Genomic DNA, 20,212 nt, shown 5'->3' with positions numbered 1-20,212 from the left:
GATCGATTGGCAAACTTGCAAAAATCGCCACCATGCGGGACCTTTCTACGAAGCACCAGCTTATTACCGATCTTTTCCAGTGGCCTGCCAAGCCTTCTGAATGGGAGCGATATAAACTTAGCAATGAGCAGCTTGCTTTTTTTCGCGAGTATGGTTATCTCACTGATGTAAAAATGCTGGACGATTGGCAGGTGGAACGCCTCAAGGGTGAACTGGAAGCCATTATGGATCCGGATCATCCTTTGAACGGGCTGTTTCATGAATTTCACAGCAATGAATCTACCGATGCGAATGCTGTTTTGTTCCATGCGCTGGGCGCCTGGCGCATTACCGAGGGATTTCATGATGTTCTCTGGAATCCGGCGTTTGTCATGGCCGCAAGCCAGCTATTGGGGGATCAGGCGGTTCGGTTCTGGCATGACCAGTTGTTTTGCAAGCCGGCCAGACACGGCGGGGTAGTGGCCTGGCACCAGGACTATTCTTATTGGACCCGGACGGGACCGATACAACATCTCACCTGTTGGGTCGGGCTCGATGATGCCACGACCGAAAATGGCTGCTTATACTACGTGCCGAAAAGCCAGAACTGGGGCCTGTTGGACAAACCCGACCTGGCAGGGGATATGGAGGGGCTGATGCAGTACCTGACGGAGGAGCAAAAGACGGAGTTCAAGCCCGTGCCTATCGAGTTGAAGAAGGGATATGCGACGTTTCATCATCCGCTGATGGTTCATGGTTCGTTCGCCAACTCCTCCCCCCATGCGAGACGGGCTTTTGTGTTGAATGTATTTACCGACGGGACCAAATCCAATACGGATGAGGTTTTGCTAAAAGGGGTGCCGCCGATACCGGCCGGGAATCGGATGGAGGGGCAGTTTTTTCCATTGTTGTTTTCTGGTGAAATGGGATAAGATCAAGACAACCTTTTTTAAGAAATACTGGCAAAGGATAACCTGGCTCCTTCTATGGGGCGCGTTGATCTTTTTCTTTATGCCGCGGCAGCGACATTTCTATCTCGACGTGGATAGCGATGGATTTTCGAGCAGGGTCTAGGGTTCTTGATATGGTTCACCGTGGGGTTGTTTTGCGTTTTGGTGATTTGGTGGGTGGTGAAACTCAGGCAGATGAGCCTGGTCTTCCGCGGCGCGCTGCTGGCGGCGCTTTATTTGTTCTTCTCCTATCTGGTATTCCGTGACTGTTTCCGGAAAGGGTTATCCGGCGTTGCCTATTCGGACAGCCTCACGGTGCGACGCTAGCCAAGATCCCCGCCTGGTGGGATCGCGCTAGCGTTTCAATATCCAAATCGTATTTATATCATGAGCGGTGACCCAGATAAAATGCGCCGTTACGCGGACCGCTCCGCTTCCGGCAACAGGCGTGTAGATCGTCTGGACGGCATTGGATACCGGATTGATGGTCTCTAACAATCGGCCTTTTGCACGCACCCAGACGCATCCTGCGCCTGCGGCTATGTCCCCACCGCTTCCCGGAACTTTTGCATCCACAACGGCAACGACCTTATTTTGTCCGGGATCGATATGGCTTACCGTGCCATCACCCTGATTCAAGGTCCAGACACCTTTCTCGCCCGCGGCAAGAAATCTTGGAGTTTTTCCCACAGGGATCGTTGCGACTACGCGATTGGTCCCGGGGTCGATCCGCTGAACCGAATTTCCTGCGGTATTGGTTATCCAAACAGCCCCAAAATCAAATACGGCACAATGAGAATCCGGTTCAACGGCGATGGTCGTCTGGATCGCATTTTTCCGCGGGTCTATCCGGGTGAGAACGCCTGCCCTATCCGACAAAACCCAGATAGACCCCGCGCCGGCGGCCAACATGATCTCGCCATTCCGATCGGAGATCGGGCAGGGAATGATCGAAAGAAGCTTACCGCTTTCCTTGTCGACTCTATAAATGGACTGCGTGCCGCAGCTGGCCACCCACACCGAATGAAAGCCAACGATCAACGCCCCGCATGCACCCGGTATCGTTACGCTCAATACGGGTTTGTCGCTTTTTACCGAAAGCTTTTCCACCCGGTCGATATTCAGTATCCAGACGTCATCGCCATCCGGTGCTAAAAAATCGGGCGAACCCGGCAATTTCAGGGTTGCAAAGGCGGCCTTTGCGATCGGCAATTCCCTGGGTGTGGCACCCACCCGGGAACCAGCGTTCGTTTGTGCCGTGACTAACCCGGCGAGCAACAGGAAACAGATGGAAAGGGCGAATGGCTTCATCGTTAGAGCAGGTTAGCGAACTGGAATTATGGGTATAAGAGATATTTCTTGCGCATCTTTTTATAATTGCTGAGCCCCGGCTCCCAGGTCTTGCGGATATCTTCCTCGCTCATACCGGAGGCGATCTGCTCTTTGAAGGCGGTAGTGCCCGAGAGCTTGTTGATATCCCCCATTTGTCTGCTTTGATGGAAGTCGAAGAATTTCTCTTTGTGGGGATACGCCTTATAGAGATCCATCATCCATTTGATATTGATCTTGCCGGTTCTGCGGAGGCTGTCGGCATTGATGGTTCGCAGATCGAGCCCATAGCAGACCTGGTCCTGGTGCAGCGGAGTCTCGGACATGCCGGGAAGGCTCACGGGAGTAAACGAGAAAGAGTAAGCGCCTTTCAGGTCGGGGTTGCCCAGTACGGTGAACGGCATCTGAGTGCCGCGGCCCTGGCTGATGATCGTGCCTTCAAACAGGCAAAGGGAAGGGTAGAGCAGCACCGACTGCTGGGTGTTCAGATTGGGGGAGGGATGGACCGGCAGCTCGTAGTACATGGCATGGGTGTAGTTCTTCACGGGGATGATCCGCAGCTTGCACTGTTCTTTGTTGGCCAGCCATCCTTCGCCATTGATCATCCGGGCGAACTCGCCGATGGTCATGCCGTGGGTGATGGGCACGGGGAATTGACCGATCCCCGACTTGAGGGTCATGTCCAGGATGGGTCCGTCGACATAGCCGTTGGGGTCGGGCCGGTCGAGGATGAGCAGCTCTTTGCCCGACTCGGCGCAGGATTCCATGATATTGCGAAGGACGTTGATGTTGGTATAAAAACGGCAGCCCACATCCTGGAGATCGAAGATCAGGATGTCGATCGCATCCATATCCTGTTTGGACGGCTTGCGTTTGGGTCCGTACAGGGAGATGATCGGGATGCCGGTGGCGGAGTCGATCTCGTCGGCGACCTTGGCGCCGTTGCTGGCCTTGCCGCGGAAGCCGTGTTCGGGACCGAAGATCTCTTTGATATCTATTTTCAGATCGTGCAGGCTGTCGACCAGGGGGCGGTTGCCGATGATCGAGGTCGGGTTGCCGAGGATGCCCACTCTCTTGCCTTTTAATAAAGGGAGATATTGACCGGTCTGGTCGGCGCCGGTGATGATGGGCTTCCGGGCGGACGCCGGCGAGGGGGCGATGTCAGCGCTTACTGCGGGGTCCGGACTTGCGGCGGGTTTCGGGCCTGCGGCGATGAGGAGGGAGGAGAATGCGAGAAGCGTGAAGATCGGCCATTTTGCATGCATAGCAGTCGCGTTGAGATTGATTAATGCCGGAAAGATACGAGCCGGACAAAGACAAAAAGTATAAAAATGATATTTTCCGTGTAACAATTGGATGAACCTGTTCGTAGTATGGTTAAATAACGCAATATGAGACGTTTACTAACCATCCTGGCCGCGGGCCTGCTTGTTTTCATGAGCCGGACCGCCGATGCACAAACATTTACGGTCGGTCATTTCAGCAAGGTCATCGTAAGTCCGTATATCCAGGTGACCTTTGTCCAGGGAGCGGAGGAAAGCGTCACCATCAACAATATCATGGTGGATAGCAGCAAACTGCATGTCGAGGTGCAGGGCGGGACGCTGCGGTTGTACCTCGATGGAGCCAGAGATCTTCCCCAGGGCTGGCGGGATTACAAGAAGCATGACCGCCAGAACGGCCAGGATCTTTATCCTCACCACGCCGTGAATGCCACCGTAGTTTACAAAAAACTGCATATGCTTTCTTTGCGCGGTTCGGAAACGTTTCTTTGCAAGAGCCCGATCATCGTGAAGCATTTTACGCTTCGGGCCTATGGCGATTCAAAAATAACGATTGCGGAAGTGCATATCGGTTCAATGCACACCACGATCTATGGGGAGAGTTCACTGGAGATCAAAGAAGGCGAGGTGGATGAACAGCATTACACCTGCTACGGGGATGGGAAGATCAACGCCACCACTATCACCGGAGACGTGGCGAGACTCACCGCGTTCGGCGAAGCCGAGTTCAATCTGAACGTTTCCGAACGGATCAGGATCACCGCTTTTGGCGAGGCCAGGCTTCGCTATAAGGGCAACCCGGAGATCGTGAAAGGGATCAATATCGGCGGCGTCGATCTGGCAAGGATTGATTGATCAGCGGGAATCAACCTGGCTCGGCGCGGCTCAGCGCGAATCAGCGTGGCTTGGCGTGGCTCAGCGCGAATCAGCGCGAATCAGCGCGGCTTGGCGTGGCTCAGCGCGGAACGATGGTGACCTCGATGCCCAGGCTTTCGAGGTCTTTTTTATAATGTTCGGAGATGCCGCTGTCGGTGATCACCTGGTCCACCTCCTCCAGTCCGCAGATGCGGCCGAAGCCTCTTTTACCAAATTTTGTCGAGTCCGAAAGGACGATGATCTTCCGGGAATGGGCGATCATCTGCTTGTTGAGCTGCGCCTCCAGCGAGTTGGTGGTGGTGAGCCCCAGCTCCATGTCGATGCCGTCGACGCCAAGGAACAGCTTCGTGCAGAAAAAATCGTGCAGGATCGTTTCGGCATAGGAGCCGGTAACGGAGGAAGAGCTTTTGCGCAGATAGCCGCCAAGCTGGATGACTTCCACATTGGGATGTTTGATCAACTCGATGGCCACGTTAAGCGCCGAGGTGACGACCGTCAGACTTTCTTTTATCTGGATCTTTTTCGCCAGGGCGAGCACCGTGGTCCCCGAGGCGATGATGATCGAGTCGTTGGGTTCGATCAGCTGCGCGGCGACGGTGGCGATATCCGCTTTTTCCGAAGACTGTAATTTCTCTTTCTCATTGACAGGCCGGTCCACCGTATAGGGATTGGTGGCATTGGCGCCGCCATGCGTTCGAAACAGGAGATTTTTCTTTTCCAACAGCTTCAGATCTTTCCGGATGGTTACGGATGAAACTTTCAATTCTTTACACAGTTCCAACACATTGACCCTCCCTTCCCGCTGCAGCTGATCCAGTATTAACTGATGCCTGTCTGTTACCATGGTATCTATAGTTGAGGTAAAGATATCGCTCCGCCCCGGACTTTTCGAGAAATTCAGCGGGCCGGGTATTAAATTTCGATTAGTTTCGAAAATAGATTTTTTTATTTCAATATGCTTTCTTTAGTTTTGAATTCGAAAATATAGGAAATATTTCGAAAGCCATGAACGATTCAAACTGCTTTGACCGTGCCAGCCAGCTCCGCCAACTCGACCGGGTGAGAGAATGGGAGATGATCGTTATCGGCGGAGGCGCTACAGGACTGGGGATCGCCGTAGATGCGGCCAGCAGAGGTTACAAAGTGCTGTTACTCGAGCAGTCCGACTTTGCAAAAGGGACTTCCAGCCGGAGTACGAAACTGGTTCACGGCGGGGTAAGATATCTCGCCCAGGGGCAGATCGGCCTGGTGTACACGGCCTTGCACGAACGCGGGCTCCTTCTTCAAAATGCCGCTCATCTTGTTAGAAAGCAATCATTTATAATTCCCTGCTACAGCCGGTGGGAACAGCTGAAATACCTTGTCGGCTTGAAATGTTACCAGGCACTTTCGGGGCGTTTCAGTTTTGGGAAGGCCGGATACGTCAAACGAAAGGAATTGATACGCCTTTTACCTGGGCTGAACGGCAAAGGACTGAAGGGTGGCGTCCGCTATTATGACGGGCAGTTTGACGACGCCCGGCTGGCGATCAACCTCGCGATGACGGCCGTGGAGAAGGGCGGAACGGTGCTCAACTACTGCAAGGTGCGCCGGCTTGTCATGGCGGAAGGGAAGCTGGCCGGAGTAGTGGCAAGCGATTGCGAAACGAACCGGGAGTATGTGTTGCGGGCGAAAGTGGTGGTCAACGCCACCGGAGTCTTTGTGGATGATATTTTGAAGATGGACGATCCCGGGGCCAGACCCACGGTGAGACCCAGCCAGGGAGTACATCTGATGCTTGATAAATCCTTTCTAAACAGCGGCAGTGCATTGATGATCCCCAAGACGTCGGATGGACGGGTGTTGTTTGCAGTGCCCTGGCATGAGCATGTCCTGGTGGGTACGACCGACACGCTGATGGAGAAGCATCTGCTCGAACCGCGGGCATTGGAAGAGGAGATCGGGTTTATCCTGAAGACCATGGAAGGCTATCTCACGGCGCCGCCTAAACGGGAAGATGTCCTGAGTGTCTTTGCCGGGCTGCGTCCCCTGGCGGCGCCAAAGGAGGACGGGCACGCGACGAAGGAGATCTCCCGGGATCACAAATTATTCGTCAACCGGTCGGGACTGGTGACCATCACTGGAGGCAAGTGGACGACCTACCGGAAGATGGCCGAAGAGGTGGTCGACAAGGTGATCGCCGTAGGCGGACTGCAACGGGTGGCCTGCGGGACGAAGCAACTGCGGATCCATGGTTGCTGTTCCCAGGAGTTGGAAGAGCATCTGACCGTGTATGGCACGGATGCCCCGGCCATCCGGACGCTGATCGAAAAAGAACCTGCTTTATCCGCGCGGCTTGTCGAATGGCTGCCCTATACGGAGGCCGAGGTTGTCTGGGCCGTGCGCCGCGAGATGGCCAGAACGGTGGAGGATGTCCTGGCGAGAAGACTGCGGATCCTGTTTCTCGATGCGCAGGCTGCGCTGCACGCGGCGCCCAGGGTGGTGGAGTTGCTGGCGGCGGAACTGGGCCGGGATGGCGATTGGAAAAGAAACCAACTGATCGATTTCAATAGACTGGCGTTTGGGTACCTGCCCATGCCTGCGAAAAACTAAGATTGCATGCCCGAATTTATTTTATCGCTCGACCAGGGGACGACGAGTTCCCGGGCCATCGTCTTCGACCGGAAAGGGAACCCGATGGCCAGCTCCCAGAAAGAATTTTCGCAGCTGTTTCCGCAGCCGGGATGGGTCGAGCACGATCCCCTGGAAATATGGTCCTCCCAGTTGACGGTGGCGACGGAAGCCATCGTAAAGGCAGGGTTGAAGCCGGCCGATATCGCGGCCATCGGCATCACCAATCAGCGGGAGACTACTCTGATATGGAACCGCGAGACGGGCCGGCCGGTTTGCAATGCCATCGTATGGCAGGACCGGCGGACGGCGGACTACTGCAACGAATTGAAGGCGGCCGGCAAGAGCGAAATGATCCGGGAGCGGACGGGACTGGTGATCGACGCCTATTTTTCCGCTACGAAGATCCGGTGGATCCTCGACCAGGTGCCGGGTGCGCAGGACCTGGCGAAGGAAGGCAAGCTGGCATTCGGGACCGTGGACAGCTGGCTGCTGTGGAATCTTACGGGCGGGCAGGTGCATGCCACGGATGTCACGAATGCCAGCCGCACCATGCTTTTCAATATTCAGACGATGCAATGGGACGAACAACTGCTGGCGCTTTTCGGGATCCCCGCAAGCCTCTTACCGAAGGTCTGCTCCTCCAGTGAGGTGTATGGCCATACGGCGGGGAAGGTCTGGGCCGCGAAAATTCCGATCGCGGGTATTGCGGGCGATCAGCAGTCCGCGCTGTTTGGTCAGATGTGCACGGAAGAAGGAATGGTCAAGAATACCTATGGGACGGGTTGCTTTCTGTTGATGAATATCGGCGCGAAACCCATTCTGTCCCGGAACAACCTGGTGACGACCGTTGCCTGGAAGATCGGCGAAGAAGTTCGCTATGCGTTGGAAGGAAGCATCTTTATCGGTGGTGCGGTGGTGCAGTGGTTGCGGGACGGACTCGGCATCATCGGGTCTTCCGGCGACGTAGAGGCGATGGCGGAACGTGTAGAGGACAACGGCGGCGTGTATCTGGTTCCTGCGTTCACCGGGCTTGGCGCTCCGCACTGGCAGCAGCAGGCGAGGGGAATGATCACGGGGATCACAAGAGGAACGACGGCCGGGCATCTCAGCCGGGCGGCGCTGGAGAGCATCGCTTTTCAGACCCTGGAAGTGGTGCGGGCCATGGAGGCGGATGCGGGTGCCGCGATCCGCGAACTGCGGGTGGATGGAGGAGCCGTGGTGAACAATTTACTGATGCAATTCCAGGCGGATATCCTCGGCGTGAAGGTGGTGCGGCCCGGGCTGACAGAGACAACGGCGATGGGAGCTGCCTACCTGGCGGGTCTCGCGGTGGGTTTCTGGAAGGACGTAGCGGAGATCAGCCGGCAATGGAAGGTGGGGAAGACCTTCGAACCCGCCGGCAGCGGCGATACGGAGCAATTGATCTCCGGCTGGAACAGGGCCGTCGCGGCCTGCAAGATCGTATAAACCTATAACTGACTTTTATGACTGAATTTTCTGCCGAACTGCTGGGCACGTTTATCCTGATCTTATTGGGAACCGGTGTGGTGGCCAACACGATCCTCAAAGGCACCAAGGGCAACAACGGGGGATGGATCGTGATCACTACCGGTTGGGCATTGGCGGTATTTGCCGGAGTCGTCGTCGCCGCACCTTATAGCGGCGCGCATCTGAACCCCGCCGTTACGCTGGCGTTGGCCATCGCGGGAAAATTTGCGTGGAGCAAGGTGGGGAGCTTTCTCCTGGCGCAGTGCCTCGGCGCGATCCTGGGCGCTTTTGTCACCTGGCTGGTGTATAAAGATCATTTCAACGCAACGGAGGACGCGGGGACGCAACTGGCGGTATTCAGCACGGCGCCGGCTATCCGCAACATCGGCTTCAACCTGCTGAGCGAGATCGTCGGGACCTTTGTGCTGGTATTCGTCATTTTTTACTTCACCGATCCGCAGATCGCGGAGCATAAGACGCCGATCGGCATGGGGTCATTGGGGGCATTGCCCGTGACGCTGCTGGTCTGGGCCATCGGCCTTTCGCTGGGCGGTACGACAGGATATGCCATCAACCCGGCGAGGGACCTGGGGCCGCGCATCGTGCACAGCCTGATGCCCATGCGGTATAAAGGCGGAAGCGGCTGGGGATACGCGTGGGTACCCGTGGCGGGTCCGTTCATCGGTGGCGCCATCGCCGCCCTTTTGTATCTGTGGTTAAAACTATAACGCTATACATATGAAAAACAACCTGCGACTAATGCTTATGACCGGCTTCCTGTGCTGCGGCGCCGGAGCGTGCAAGACGTCTTCGAAGGCGGTGGCGCGAACAACCGGGTATCCTGCCTTTTTCAAGGTGGGGCACCGGGGCACCAGGGGACTGATGCCGGAGAATACCATCCCTGCCATGGAAAAGGGGATCGCCGTGGGCGCCAATACGGTGGAACTGGATGTGCATATCTCGAAAGACGGCCAGGTGCTGGTCTATCATGACGAGTCCTTCAACCCGGACTATACGAGCATGCCGGATGGGAGCGAGATCCCGAAGGACCAGCGAAAGAAATATACCTTCTACCAGCTGAACTACCCCGAGATCAGGAAGTTCATCATCGGCAGGAAAGACTATCCTGCCTTCCCGCAGCAGCAGCGAATGGATTGTTATACGCCCCTGCTTGGGGAGATGATCGACTCGGTGGAAGCATATACCCGGGCGCATCATTTTGCGCCGGTATACTGGCTGGTCGAGATCAAGTCCAAAGAAAAGACAGACGGCTATGAGCAGCCGGCGCCGGAAGAATACGTAAAAATTCTGCTGCCCGTGCTGGATGCGGCGAGGCTGGGCCACCGGCTGATCGTGCAGTCCTTCGATAGGCGCCCCTTGCAGGTGATCCACCGGCAGCGGCCGGATATCCAGCTGGGGTTTCTGACAGAGGACAAGAACAAGAGCTTCGGGGAGAATATCCGCGAACTGGGTTTTGATCCCGCTTTTTATAATCCCAATTATCACCTGGTGACACCGGCGCTGGTGAAACAATGCCACGATAAGAAGATCCTCATCGAGCCCTGGACGGTAGAGACGCCGGAGATCATGCAGCAGATGAAGGGGCTGGGTGTCGACGGGATCATTACGGATTATCCCAACTTACTGCAATAGCGTATTCACTCCTAACATATATAAATCACCGCTAACAACTTGCATTATGAAAATTGTCATGCTACTGGTATTTGCCGCGTTGGCAGGATCGTTACAGGCGCAGCAGATAACCGTCACCGGAAAGGTACTCTCCGGGAAAGATCAAACCCCGCTGCCGGGGGTGAGTATCCAGGCTTCGGCCTCAAGGGGCACCGTTTCCCTTAACGACGGGAGCTTTGCCCTGTCCGCTGCCGTGGGCGCCACGCTGCACCTCAGCATGGAAGGTTTTTTGCCAAGAGAGGTAAAAGTCTCCAAAGCCAATCTCGGGATCATCCTTCTCGACCCCAGTCAGCGTTCGCTGGACTCCGTCGTGGTAGTCGGTTATGGAACGCAGAAGAAGGTCAATCTCACCGGTGCCATCGCCACGGTGAATATGGAGGAGAAGCAGGGCCAGCCCATTACCAATGTCAGCAATGCGCTGCATGGCGTGCCGGGGCTTTTTGTCAACCTCAGCAACAGCCAGCCGGGGGTGGATCGCAGTACCATCCGGATTCGCGGCATCGGGACCCTGAACAACAACGATCCGCTGGTGCTGGTGGACGGGATCGAATATTCCATGGACGAACTGAACCCGGCGGATATCGCGTCCATCTCGGTGCTAAAGGATGCGTCGGCGGCCATCTATGGCTCTCGCGCGGCCAACGGGGTGATCCTGGTGACCACCAAGAAGGGACAGGGCGCCGCCAAGGTCAACTACAGTTACTATTACGGCAAGCAGAAGACTACCTTTATGCCGGATGCCATCTGGGACCCCATCGCCTATATGAAGCTGAAGGACCAGGCCGAACTGAATGAAGGAAAGACGGCGGTCGACTATTCGGATGCCAACATCACCGAATATCAGAATGGAATGAAGACGGACCCTTTCACCTATCCGGCCAACAACTGGTTTGACATCGCGCTGAACAACGGCACGATCCAAAAACACGATGTGAGCGTGGCGGGGAGTTCCGATAAGTATCAGTACCGGTTCTCGCTGGGTTACCTCGACCGGAACGGCGTGATGATCGGGCCGAACAATCATGAGAAAAAATATTCCATCGGGCTCAATACGTCGTTCAACGTTACCAAACGACTGAAGGTGGGGCTCAACCTGGATGGCTACTACCGGCAATATACCCAGCCATTCTATAACTCCTTCTGGCAATACCTTACGCGGACGCTGCCGATCCTGACGGATACGCTGAAGGATGGCCGTTATGGCAACTCCTGGCTCCGCACGCCGGGCAGGAACAACTGGGAGAACCCAAGGATGATCGCCTATACCGGCTATAGCAAGAAGCTGGTGCAGCGGTTTTTGGCCTCCACCTTCCTGGATTATAAATTGCCTTTCGACATCACCTATCATGCGCAGTTCGGGGCGGACAAATATGACGGCCTGCTGGATGAGTTTACGCCGCAGGTGCAGAGCTTTGACCCCAAGACCAAGGTTGCCACCAACTGGAACAGCCCGGCCACGGCGCCGCGGGCCGACGAGACGGATTATAACAACCTGGCCATCCACTTCTACAATACTTTGAACTGGCAGCACACCTTCGGCGGAAGTCATCATGCCGCGGTGATGCTGGGGTCGAGCTATGACAATTTCGGGACCAGCCAGTTCATGGGCGCCATGACGGGCTACCTGGATGCCACGCTGACCGCGCTGGATGCGGGCACGGTCCGTTATTCCACCTCAGGCAATTCGACGGCGGATGTGCTGGAATCGTATTTCGGGCGGTTGAACTACGACTATGATGGCCGGTATCTGCTGGAAGCCACCTTTCGCAATGACGGTTCTTCGCGGTTTGCCGAAGGGCATCGCTGGGGCTTTTTCCCCTCCGTTTCCGCCGGCTGGCGCATCGACCGGGAGAAATTCTTTGGTCAGGGCGATCTCTTCCAGCTGCTGAAGCTGCGGGCTTCGATAGGCCAGCTGGGTAACCAGGCCGTGCCTTTATATAGCTATGAAAATGCGATCGTGCTGGGACAGAACTATGCGTTGGGCGGCGTGCTGCAGTCGGGTGCGGCGGCGACGACATACAGCGATCCGAATATTTCCTGGGAAACCACCACCTCGTATAATGTGGGACTCGATGCCGAACTCCTGAAGAGTCTCAGCGTCACCGTCGATGCCTACAAGAAGCGGACGACGGGGATCCTGCGCACCGTGAACATCCCGTCACAGATCGGTGGGTTGGGTGGCCCGCAGGAGAATATCGGCACGATGGATAATACCGGTATCGAACTGTCTGTACGCTACCGGAATCATGTAGGAGAAGTCGGCTATGGCGTTTTTGGGACCCTCAGCTATAACAAGAACAAGGTAGTGGACATCGCCGGGCAGATCCTGTATAATTACAATTCGAGTATCTCGACCATTACCAAGGCGGGTTATCCGATCGATGCGTTCTATCTGCTGCATGCCACGGGTATCTTCCAAAGCGATGCCGAAGCAAAGGGCGGCGCGTATCAGAGTGCGGCCACCCGCGCGGGATATCTCAAATTCGAGGATGTGAACAAGGATGGCATCATCAACGGGGACGATCGCAAGATCATCCGCAGCTCCACGGTGATCCCCAGGTATAGCTATGGGTTCGGGCTGGACCTGGACTATAAGGGATTCACCCTGTCGGGCGTGTTCCAGGGTGTGGCGGGTATCAAGGTGTATCCTACGGCCAATATGGCTTTCCCGTTCAACAACGGTGCGGGCGCTACAAAGGAATGGCTTACGGATGCCTGGACGCCGACGAATACCCATGCCCGTTTGCCTATCGTCACCGAGAGCACGGGGAATGCGGATAACTTCCAGGCTTCGGACTTCTGGCTGCGCAGCGGCGCCTACCTCCGCCTCAAGAATGTGCAGCTGAGTTATGCGTTGCCGAAGCGGTGGTTGAACCTGGCGAAGATCAGCAGGGTATCGATATTCGTGAACGCGGAGAATTGGGTGACGTTCAGCAAATACAAGGATTTCGATCCCGAGTCGCTGCTGAATGCCAACACGCTGTATACTTATCCGATGCTGAAGACGATCAGCGGCGGCGTCAACGTCAATTTTTAACTGCTTAAACAAAAATCAGATGAAAAATACATCGATCATTATAGGGGTTGTCGCTTTGGGGCTGCTGACGGGCAGCTGTAATAAGAGCCTGTTGAATACTTCGCCCAAGGACCAATATGTCGAAAGCAATTTTTGGGAGTCTGCGGCGGCCGCGCAGGCGGGGCTTGCGGCCTGTTATGGGGTGATGAACGGATCGGGCCTCTGGGGTGGGGATGCGACCCCGCTTTTCGAAGAGGGTGCGTCGCCCAACGCGTATGACTATGACAATACCATGGGCTTTAATCTTATCGCGGAGGGGTTGCAGTCGGCCAGCAGCAGCGGCATCATCCCGGCGAGGTGGAAGGCCTGTTATACCGGCATCGGGCGTTGCAATACTTTCCTGGTGAAGGTGGATGAGGTGACGATGGACGATGCGACGAAGACCCGGATGAAGGGGGAGGCGCATTTTCTGCGGGCCTTGTATTATTTCACCTTGCAGAACTATTATGGCGCGGTGCCGCTGATCCTCGACCCGCCGGACCGCGCGACGCAGGCGGATGTAAAGCGGACGGACAGAAAGGACGTGATCGCAAAAGTGCTTTCCGATCTGGACAGTGCTGCCGCCGCGCTTCCCCTGAAATTTACCGGTGCGGATCTGGGCCGGGCGACAAAGGGTGCGGCGATGGCGCTGAAGGCAAGGGTATTGTTGTGGGAGGCGAGCCCGTTATTCGCGGGTGGGAATGATGCCGGCAAGTGGCAGGCTGCCGCGGATGCCGCCCTGGCGGTGATGAACCTGAGCGGTACGGGTTATGGGCTGTATGCCGACTACCGGGGCCTGTTTCTCCCGCAGAACGAGAACAACAAGGAAGTCATCTTCGATGTCCAGTTCATCTATCCCGATCTTGGCAATTCCTTCGACCTGATCGATAAGCAGTACAATACGAATGCGCCGTTGCTGGATATCGCGCAGGCTTACACCATGAAGAACGGCCTGCCGATCACCGATCCGGCGTCGGGGTTCGATCCTGCCCATCCCTATGTCAACCGCGATCCCCGGATGTACCAGACGATCGTTTTCCCCGGTGATACGTTTATGACGGTTCCGGTGACGCCTACCCGATTTGCGATCACGGGATATGGGCTGAAGAAATACAGTATTTATGACAAGGGGGCGCCGCCGGCGGGGAAGAGCGATCTGAAGGCGGGACAGTCCGAGACGAATTATATTCTGCTGCGGTATGCCGATGTGCTGCTGATGTATGCGGAGGCGAAGAATGAGGCGGTCGGGCCGGAGGCTACGGGCCTCGCCGCGTTGAACAGCGTGCGAAGCCGTGCGGGGCTGCCGGCTGTTGCGGCGACGTTGACGCAGGATTCTCTGCGGGCGGTGATCCGGCATGAACGGCGGGTCGAGTTTGCCGGCGAGGGGACGTATTACAACGATATCCGCCGCTGGAAGACAGCCGAGCAGGTGCTGGGGCAGTCGATCTATAAATATGACGGCAGTAAGATCGAGACGCGGAAGTTCGATGCCGCCCGGGACTACTGGTGGCCGATCCCGCAGACGGAAAGGGATCTGAATCCGAACCTGGTGCAGAACGATAAGTACTAGCCGGTGGGGCGGGGCGCACCGGGTGAAGCCGGAGCGCCCTGCCCTTACTGCTGCGCGGTGATCGTTTGGATCCGGCCGTCGGCGTCGAATTTCAGTTCGGTGACCTTGACGTTGCGTAGGTGGGTCTTGCCGCTCAGCTGGGTATCGTGATAGAACAACCACCATTTACCGCCAAAGGGAATGATCGAATGGTGCGTCGTCCATCCTTCGACGGGATTCAGGATCACGCCCTGCCAGACAAAGGGGCCGTAGGGGGAGGTGCCGGTCGCGTATACCAACCTGTGGGTATCGCCGGTGCTGTAGGTGAAATAATATTTCCCGTTGTATTTAAACATCCAGGAACCCTCGAAGAAGCGTTTGTCGTTGTCTTTCTCCACAAACGGTTTGTTGTCGGGTCCGATGATGCTGATCTCCCTGACGGGTTCGGCGAGTCGCTTCATATCGGGGCCGAGCTTTGCCACGCGGGGCAGGATGGCCGGTTCTTCCGGTTTGCGATTGCCTTTCGTGGAGTCATAGCGGTTGTTGTTCCACTTTTGCAGCTGGCCGCCCCAGATGCCGCCGAAATACATATAATAGCTGCCGTCGTCGTCTTTGAAGACGCAGGGATCGATGCTGTAGGTGCCCGCGATGGGTTCCTTTCCGGCGGCGAACGGTCCCTCCGGCTTCGAACTGGTCGCAACGCCGATGTGAAAAATGTCTTTCTTGTCTTTTACGGGAAAATAGAGATAGTAGGTATTGTTGGCAAAGGCCGCATCGGGGGCCCAGAGCTGACGGCCGGCCCAGGGGATATTGCGGATATCGAGCGCCACGCCATGATCGGTTACCTTGCCGCCGATCGAGTCCATCGAGAGGACATGATAGTCGCGCATATCGAAATGCGAACCGAGGTCATCTTCGGGTGTTCCCGTGGCCGTGTCGTGCGAAGGGTAGATATAGATCCGGCCGTTGAAAACATGCGCGGAAGGGTCGGCGGTGTAGATATTCGTTACGAGGGGTTGGGAGAGATAGTTGATTTTGGGTTGCGCGGCGGCGTTGGTGGAGTCCTTTGCGGCGGAGTCGGCGGCCCCGGGGGAACCGCCCTGGTTCTGACAGCTGGTCAGGGCGAACAGAAAAAGGGTTGCACAGGTTAGGTTGGCGTGGAACTGGTTCATTTTCAATGGCGTTTATATGAATGCGATCGTTTAATCGCCTAAATGTAGCAAATTCCCGGGAAAAATGTAATCGGTTTCAATTTAATGGCTTATTTCGTCAGCACCAGCGTACTCATGCAGCGGAGATCGTTTACATTAACGGTCTTGAGCGGTTCCAAAAAGGTGAGGCGGTTGCGTTGCAGCGTATCCGCGAGCAACGCCCGGGTGAGCAGGAACCGGCGGGAGCCATCCGGGATCATATACACCCCGTCGCCGGCCGGTTGCACCCTGTCTTCAATGCCGATGTCGGCGGTCATGCGGATAAACAGCGAACCGGAAGGTTTTAGCACCCGCGTCATTTCCGCCATCATTTGCCCGAAGTGCGCGGTGTCTTTTGCAAAATGCAAAACAGCGCTGCTGATGATGTGGTCGAAGTGATCGTCGGCGAAGGGCAGGTTGGTTACTTCCGCTGGCTGGAACCGATCGGCGATGGAGGGGTGGCGGTGCCTCAGGTCCTGAATGGCGTTGGCATCCTGGTCCACGCCATAGATGCTGAAATCGTTATTGAGGAACCAATGCAGATTTCTGCCGTAGCCGCAACCCGCGTCCAGGATGGTGTCGCCGGGGTTGTATCTGTTCTTCATGATCTGATCCAACAGGTAGATGTCCGTGGAGCCGATGGCGACTGAAAGGGATTGGTTCATGTTTACGTGAATGATCGGTGAAATTACGACTTCCAGGTCTTCAATTTTGTGTGCTTACCGATTATATCGAAGTCTGCATCGGCATGGGCCAGGGGTATCGAAAATTCAATGGCATAAAAGGCAATCAGGCAGTCATTGCTCTTTCGGATGGTAAGACCTTTGTTTCGGAGCGACCTGTATAGTTCCGCTGCTCCTACGGCTGCCTGGATAGGAGGCAGCTGAAGCGTAGTGATATAAGAGAGAATGTCTTTGATTTGCTGGTATTGATCGTCATCCCGGATGCCTTGCAATACTTCCTGGACGATCGTAGGAGTCAGGACAAGCGGGTGATTGTTTTCGATATAGGAAGTGAGCAGATCGGCTTCGGGGGTAGGTTTATTCCGTAAGAAATCTATCCAAACCGATGTGTCGAAGATCATTTGTTGATTCATAGGCTACGCATATCTTTCAAATTGCCCTCCCATTTTACGCTCCCTTTGAGGTCCAGCAATTGCTTTTTCTTCATCCAGGCGACGTAATTTTTCAGGGCGTCCTGGATGACGTCTTTTTTGGTTTTAATGTTGCTGAGCTTTAGCGCCTGCTCCATTAAGGCGTCATCTATTTCGATATTTGTTCGCATTTTGACTTTGTATTTATGTGTAAAGATAATAAAAAATATACACATTGGCGAGTGTTTATTACCTTCAGCAAATGGAAGATCATGGCCCATATCTAAACAGATGTCTTGAACTGGCGCGGATGGCCGCGGACCAGGGCGATAGCCCCGTCGGGAGTGTTGTCGTGAAGGAGGGCGTCATCATCGGCGAAGCCTGGGAGGATGCCCGCAAAACCAGGGACCCTACAAGGCATGCCGAGGCGCTGGCGATTGCGGATGCGATAAAAAAGCACGGCTCCTGCGAGGGGGCGACGATCTATAGCAATGTCGAACCCTGTCTGCTCTGCTCCTATGTCATCCGGCATCACCGCATCGGCAAGGTCGTTTTTAGCCGGTATGCGGGCGAGTTGGGCGGATATAAGGGGCGGATCAACCTTTTGGCGGCGGAGTTTGCGTCCTGGGGGAAGGCGCCGGAGGTAGTGGTGGTGCCCGCGTGATCGCGGCGGCCGCGAAGCCGATTGCAGCAAGCCGCCAAGCCGATTGCAGCAGAACGTCGGAGTTGCCCCCGGCGGATTATTTATTCATTCTTGAGCACCGCCGCCGGATTGGCGCGGACGATCTTCAGCGTCTGGAGGCCGATCATCGCAAACGCGATGCCTGCCACGACAAGCAGCCCGATAAACAGCTCGCCCGGGCGGATCGGCGGATGAAAGGCAAAGTTGGCCAGCACCACTTTCTCGAAGAAGATCCAGGTCAGCGGCAGGGCGATCAGCGCCGAAAGAAGAAGCAGGAACAGGAAGCTTTTGCTCAGCAGAACCATCAACAGGCCGTTCCTGGCGCCCAACACCTTGCGGATGCTGATCTCTTTGACCCGGCGCTCCATCGTATAGATGACCATCCCGAACATACCCAGCGAGGAGATGCAGATCGCCAGAAAGGCGAAAAAGCCGATGACTTTGAGGACTACCGAGAAATAGCTATAGGCCTCTTCGATCTGTTCATCATAGAACTTCGCCTCGAGGGGATGGACCTTGTCCACCTGCTTCCAGATGCTGGCGATACTGGTCATCGTGGCGGGGAGATTGGCGGCGCTAAGCTTTACATTCACATAGCCCCCGGGCTCGGCCGAATAGCGGAAGGCCGTCGGATCGATCTTACTGCCGAGCGTACCATAATGGAAATCGCGCAACACTCCCACGATGGTCAGCTTTTTGCCCGAGACCGTGACCACCTGGCCGAGGGCCTTCCCGGGTATCCGGCGGCCGATACCAAAGCGCTTGAGCAGCTGTTCATTCACGATGATCTCGGACTCGGGGGCATCCTTTGGCTGGCGCAGGAAGTTGCGCCCGGCCAGAAAGTGATACTCGTGCAGGGGAAGGTAGTGATCGTCGACATAGTTCAGGTAGACGCGTGATGAATCGGCCGGGTTATTGTACTTCATGTTCGAGCCGGTCATCGACCCGAGGCTGCTGACCAGTATCGACCGGGAAACTCCTTTTACGGCCGGCAGCGCGGCAAGCTGCTTTACCAGCGCATCGGATTTGTTGCCCCGCAGTTTTATGTTCAAAATATTGTCCGTCCTGAACCCCAGATCGAACCGCAAAAACCCCTTGTATTGATAATAACCGATAACGGTCGACGTGATGAAGATCAGCGAGAAGGTATACTGGATCACGACCAACGCCTTTCGCAGGGGGAGGTGGCGGAACACTTTCAGCGAAGAAGCATCCTTTAACACCTGCACCGCATTGATCTTCGAATAGAAAACGGCGGGCAGCAAGCCGGCGATAAAGCCGACCACCACCGCCAGCCCGACAAAGCCGAGGGCGAGCCGCGGCGACAGCCCGAGGGAAAAAGCCGATTGCAATTGCGGATGGATCGCCAGGAACTGTCCCCGCAGGAGCAGAAAGATGAAAAAGGCGAAAAAGAGCGAGAGCAGCGAAATGATCACCGACTCGGCGATAAACTGCCCCGCCACCTGTCCCCGGACGGCGCCGATCACTTTGCGGATGCCCACCTCCCGCGAACGCCTCAACGAACGCGCGATCGACAGATTGGTGTAATTAAAGCAGGCGGAGAGGATAATGATCAGCGCGAGCCCGGCCAGGGTATATAGTTCGGCCGTGCCGACAACGGGTCCGAGTTCATTGCCCATTTGCTTGCCGACGGCAATATCTTTTAGCGGCTGGAGAGAAAGCGAGACCTTCTTATTGTTTCCCGGTACATTCTCCCGCTGATTCACTTTGCTCAATGCCGCCGTAAAAGCGGCCGGGCTGGTATTCTTTGCAAGCGTCACGTAGACGTAATTAGAGAAACAATTGAACCAGTCCATATTATCCCCATCGCCCGGGTTGGCGGCACTGTTGACATCGATGGAAGAAAGGGAGGCCAGCATTTCGAAGTGGATATGCGAAAGCTTCGGGATGTCTTTCATCACGCCGGTGACGGTATAGTTCACCGAATCCAACGGGATCACCCTGCCCATCGGGTCGGCCTGGCCAAATAATTTTGCGGCGGTGGTTTCGGTCAATACCAGCGTATGCGGCTGTTTCAACGCCGTGGCCGCAACGCCTTTCAGCAGCGGAAAGCTGAATACATCGAAGAAGCCTTCGTCGGCATACAGCCCGCTCACCGGTATAGTGCTCTCGCCGATCTTCGCATCTCCGCCAAAGTTATTGCGCAGGATGGTGATCGACTCCACGCCCGGGATCTCGTCGTGGATCAGTTTGCCACCCTTCCAGGAGGTGGAGGCCAGTTTCATCGGCGGCTGGTCGGGCCATTCCAGGGTACTGATGACGCGGAACATCCGGTCGCGGTTGTTGAGGGTGCTGTCATAGGACAACAGATCGGATACGACGGCGAGCACCAGCAGGCCGACCGACATGCTGACCGCCAGGCCGACGATATTGATCCCGGAAAACAGTTTGCTGCGCATAATGCTGCGCCCG

Annotated in this window: 18 protein-coding genes; 10 read left to right on the top strand and 8 right to left on the bottom strand. The window is 55.8% G+C overall.

The features are described 5' to 3' along the window. Positions 1–32: 32 nt before the first annotated feature. Both VGM48_RS20710 and VGM48_RS20705 read left to right on the top strand, forming a co-directional pair. Positions 33–911: a phytanoyl-CoA dioxygenase family protein gene (locus VGM48_RS20710; protein WP_331582341.1), complete on the top strand. Its 879-nt coding sequence runs from the start codon at positions 33–35 to the stop codon at positions 909–911. A gap of 213 nt (positions 912–1,124) precedes the next feature. After that, positions 1,125–1,256: a hypothetical protein gene (locus VGM48_RS20705; protein ID WP_331582340.1), complete on the top strand. Its 132-nt coding sequence runs from the start codon at positions 1,125–1,127 to the stop codon at positions 1,254–1,256. A gap of 27 nt (positions 1,257–1,283) precedes the next feature. Here the strand turns inward: VGM48_RS20705 and VGM48_RS20700 are convergent, their stop codons facing one another. Together VGM48_RS20700 and VGM48_RS20695 are read right to left on the bottom strand one after the other, a co-directional pair. After that, on the bottom strand, positions 1,284–2,240 hold the full coding sequence (locus tag VGM48_RS20700; protein WP_331582339.1) for a hypothetical protein: 957 nt from the start codon (positions 2,238–2,240) through the stop codon (positions 1,284–1,286). A 26-nt stretch (positions 2,241–2,266) separates the two neighbouring features. Continuing rightward, positions 2,267–3,523 carry a DUF1343 domain-containing protein gene (locus VGM48_RS20695; protein WP_331582338.1) on the bottom strand — a complete coding sequence of 419 codons (1,257 nt, stop codon included), beginning with the start codon at positions 3,521–3,523 and terminating at the stop codon, positions 2,267–2,269. 126 nt (positions 3,524–3,649) lie between these two features. Here VGM48_RS20695 and VGM48_RS20690 point away from each other — a divergent pair, with 126 nt between their 5' ends. After that, positions 3,650–4,396, top strand: a complete 747-nt coding sequence (locus VGM48_RS20690; protein WP_331582337.1) for a head GIN domain-containing protein — start codon at positions 3,650–3,652, stop codon at positions 4,394–4,396. Positions 4,397–4,496: 100 nt separating this feature from the next. Here VGM48_RS20690 and VGM48_RS20685 read toward each other — a convergent pair whose 3' ends face one another. After that, complete coding sequence (locus VGM48_RS20685) at positions 4,497–5,261, bottom strand: DeoR/GlpR family DNA-binding transcription regulator (RefSeq protein WP_331582336.1); 765 nt, start codon at positions 5,259–5,261, stop codon at positions 4,497–4,499. 161 nt (positions 5,262–5,422) lie between these two features. Here VGM48_RS20685 and VGM48_RS20680 point away from each other — a divergent pair, with 161 nt between their 5' ends. The 6 genes from VGM48_RS20680 to VGM48_RS20655 are packed head-to-tail and all read left to right on the top strand — an operon-like array spanning position 5,423 to position 14,835. After that, complete coding sequence (locus VGM48_RS20680; RefSeq protein ID WP_331582335.1) at positions 5,423–7,009, top strand: glycerol-3-phosphate dehydrogenase/oxidase; 1,587 nt, start codon at positions 5,423–5,425, stop codon at positions 7,007–7,009. Between the two features lie 6 nt (positions 7,010–7,015). Then, on the top strand, positions 7,016–8,497 hold the full coding sequence (gene glpK, locus VGM48_RS20675; protein ID WP_331582334.1) for a glycerol kinase GlpK: 1,482 nt from the start codon (positions 7,016–7,018) through the stop codon (positions 8,495–8,497). A gap of 17 nt (positions 8,498–8,514) precedes the next feature. Next, complete coding sequence (locus VGM48_RS20670; protein WP_331582333.1) at positions 8,515–9,246, top strand: MIP/aquaporin family protein; 732 nt, start codon at positions 8,515–8,517, stop codon at positions 9,244–9,246. Between the two features lie 10 nt (positions 9,247–9,256). After that, positions 9,257–10,171 carry a glycerophosphodiester phosphodiesterase family protein gene (locus VGM48_RS20665; RefSeq protein ID WP_331582332.1) on the top strand — a complete coding sequence of 305 codons (915 nt, stop codon included), beginning with the start codon at positions 9,257–9,259 and terminating at the stop codon, positions 10,169–10,171. 46 nt (positions 10,172–10,217) lie between these two features. Beyond that, positions 10,218–13,247: a TonB-dependent receptor gene (locus tag VGM48_RS20660; protein WP_331582331.1), complete on the top strand. Its 3,030-nt coding sequence runs from the start codon at positions 10,218–10,220 to the stop codon at positions 13,245–13,247. 19 nt (positions 13,248–13,266) lie between these two features. After that, positions 13,267–14,835, top strand: coding sequence for a RagB/SusD family nutrient uptake outer membrane protein (locus tag VGM48_RS20655; RefSeq protein ID WP_331582330.1), 1,569 nt, complete (start codon positions 13,267–13,269; stop codon positions 14,833–14,835). Between the two features lie 44 nt (positions 14,836–14,879). Here VGM48_RS20655 and VGM48_RS20650 read toward each other — a convergent pair whose 3' ends face one another. The 4 genes from VGM48_RS20650 to VGM48_RS20635 all read right to left on the bottom strand — a co-directional run bounded on the left by VGM48_RS20650 (position 14,880) and on the right by VGM48_RS20635 (position 17,288). Continuing rightward, complete coding sequence (locus VGM48_RS20650) at positions 14,880–15,986, bottom strand: glycoside hydrolase family 43 protein (protein WP_331582329.1); 1,107 nt, start codon at positions 15,984–15,986, stop codon at positions 14,880–14,882. Positions 15,987–16,075: 89 nt separating this feature from the next. Further along, the gene (locus tag VGM48_RS20645; protein WP_331582328.1) at positions 16,076–16,669 is read right to left on the bottom strand and encodes a class I SAM-dependent methyltransferase; all 594 of its coding nucleotides are present in this window, start codon (positions 16,667–16,669) and stop codon (positions 16,076–16,078) included. Positions 16,670–16,692: 23 nt separating this feature from the next. Further along, entirely contained in the window at positions 16,693–17,100 is a 408-nt protein-coding gene (gene vapC / locus VGM48_RS20640; protein ID WP_331582327.1) for a type II toxin-antitoxin system VapC family toxin, read from the bottom strand. Continuing rightward, a complete protein-coding gene (locus tag VGM48_RS20635; protein ID WP_331582326.1) occupies positions 17,097–17,288 on the bottom strand; it encodes a type II toxin-antitoxin system VapB family antitoxin in 192 nt (63 codons plus the stop codon). Before VGM48_RS20635 ends, vapC begins: the two co-directional genes overlap by 4 nt. A gap of 71 nt (positions 17,289–17,359) precedes the next feature. Between VGM48_RS20635 and VGM48_RS20630 the strand changes: the two genes are divergently transcribed. Further along, on the top strand, positions 17,360–17,761 hold the full coding sequence (locus tag VGM48_RS20630) for a nucleoside deaminase (protein WP_331582325.1): 402 nt from the start codon (positions 17,360–17,362) through the stop codon (positions 17,759–17,761). Positions 17,762–17,841: 80 nt separating this feature from the next. Here the strand turns inward: VGM48_RS20630 and VGM48_RS20625 are convergent. After that, positions 17,842–20,212, bottom strand: a 2,371-nt coding sequence (locus VGM48_RS20625) for an ABC transporter permease (protein ID WP_331582324.1), incomplete at its 5' end; no start/stop codon positions are given.

Source organism: Puia sp. (assembly GCF_036500295.1).
In the GTDB taxonomy this organism is placed as follows: Bacteria; Bacteroidota; Bacteroidia; order Chitinophagales; family Chitinophagaceae; genus Puia.
This window is presented reverse-complemented; position numbering and strand designations above follow the sequence as displayed.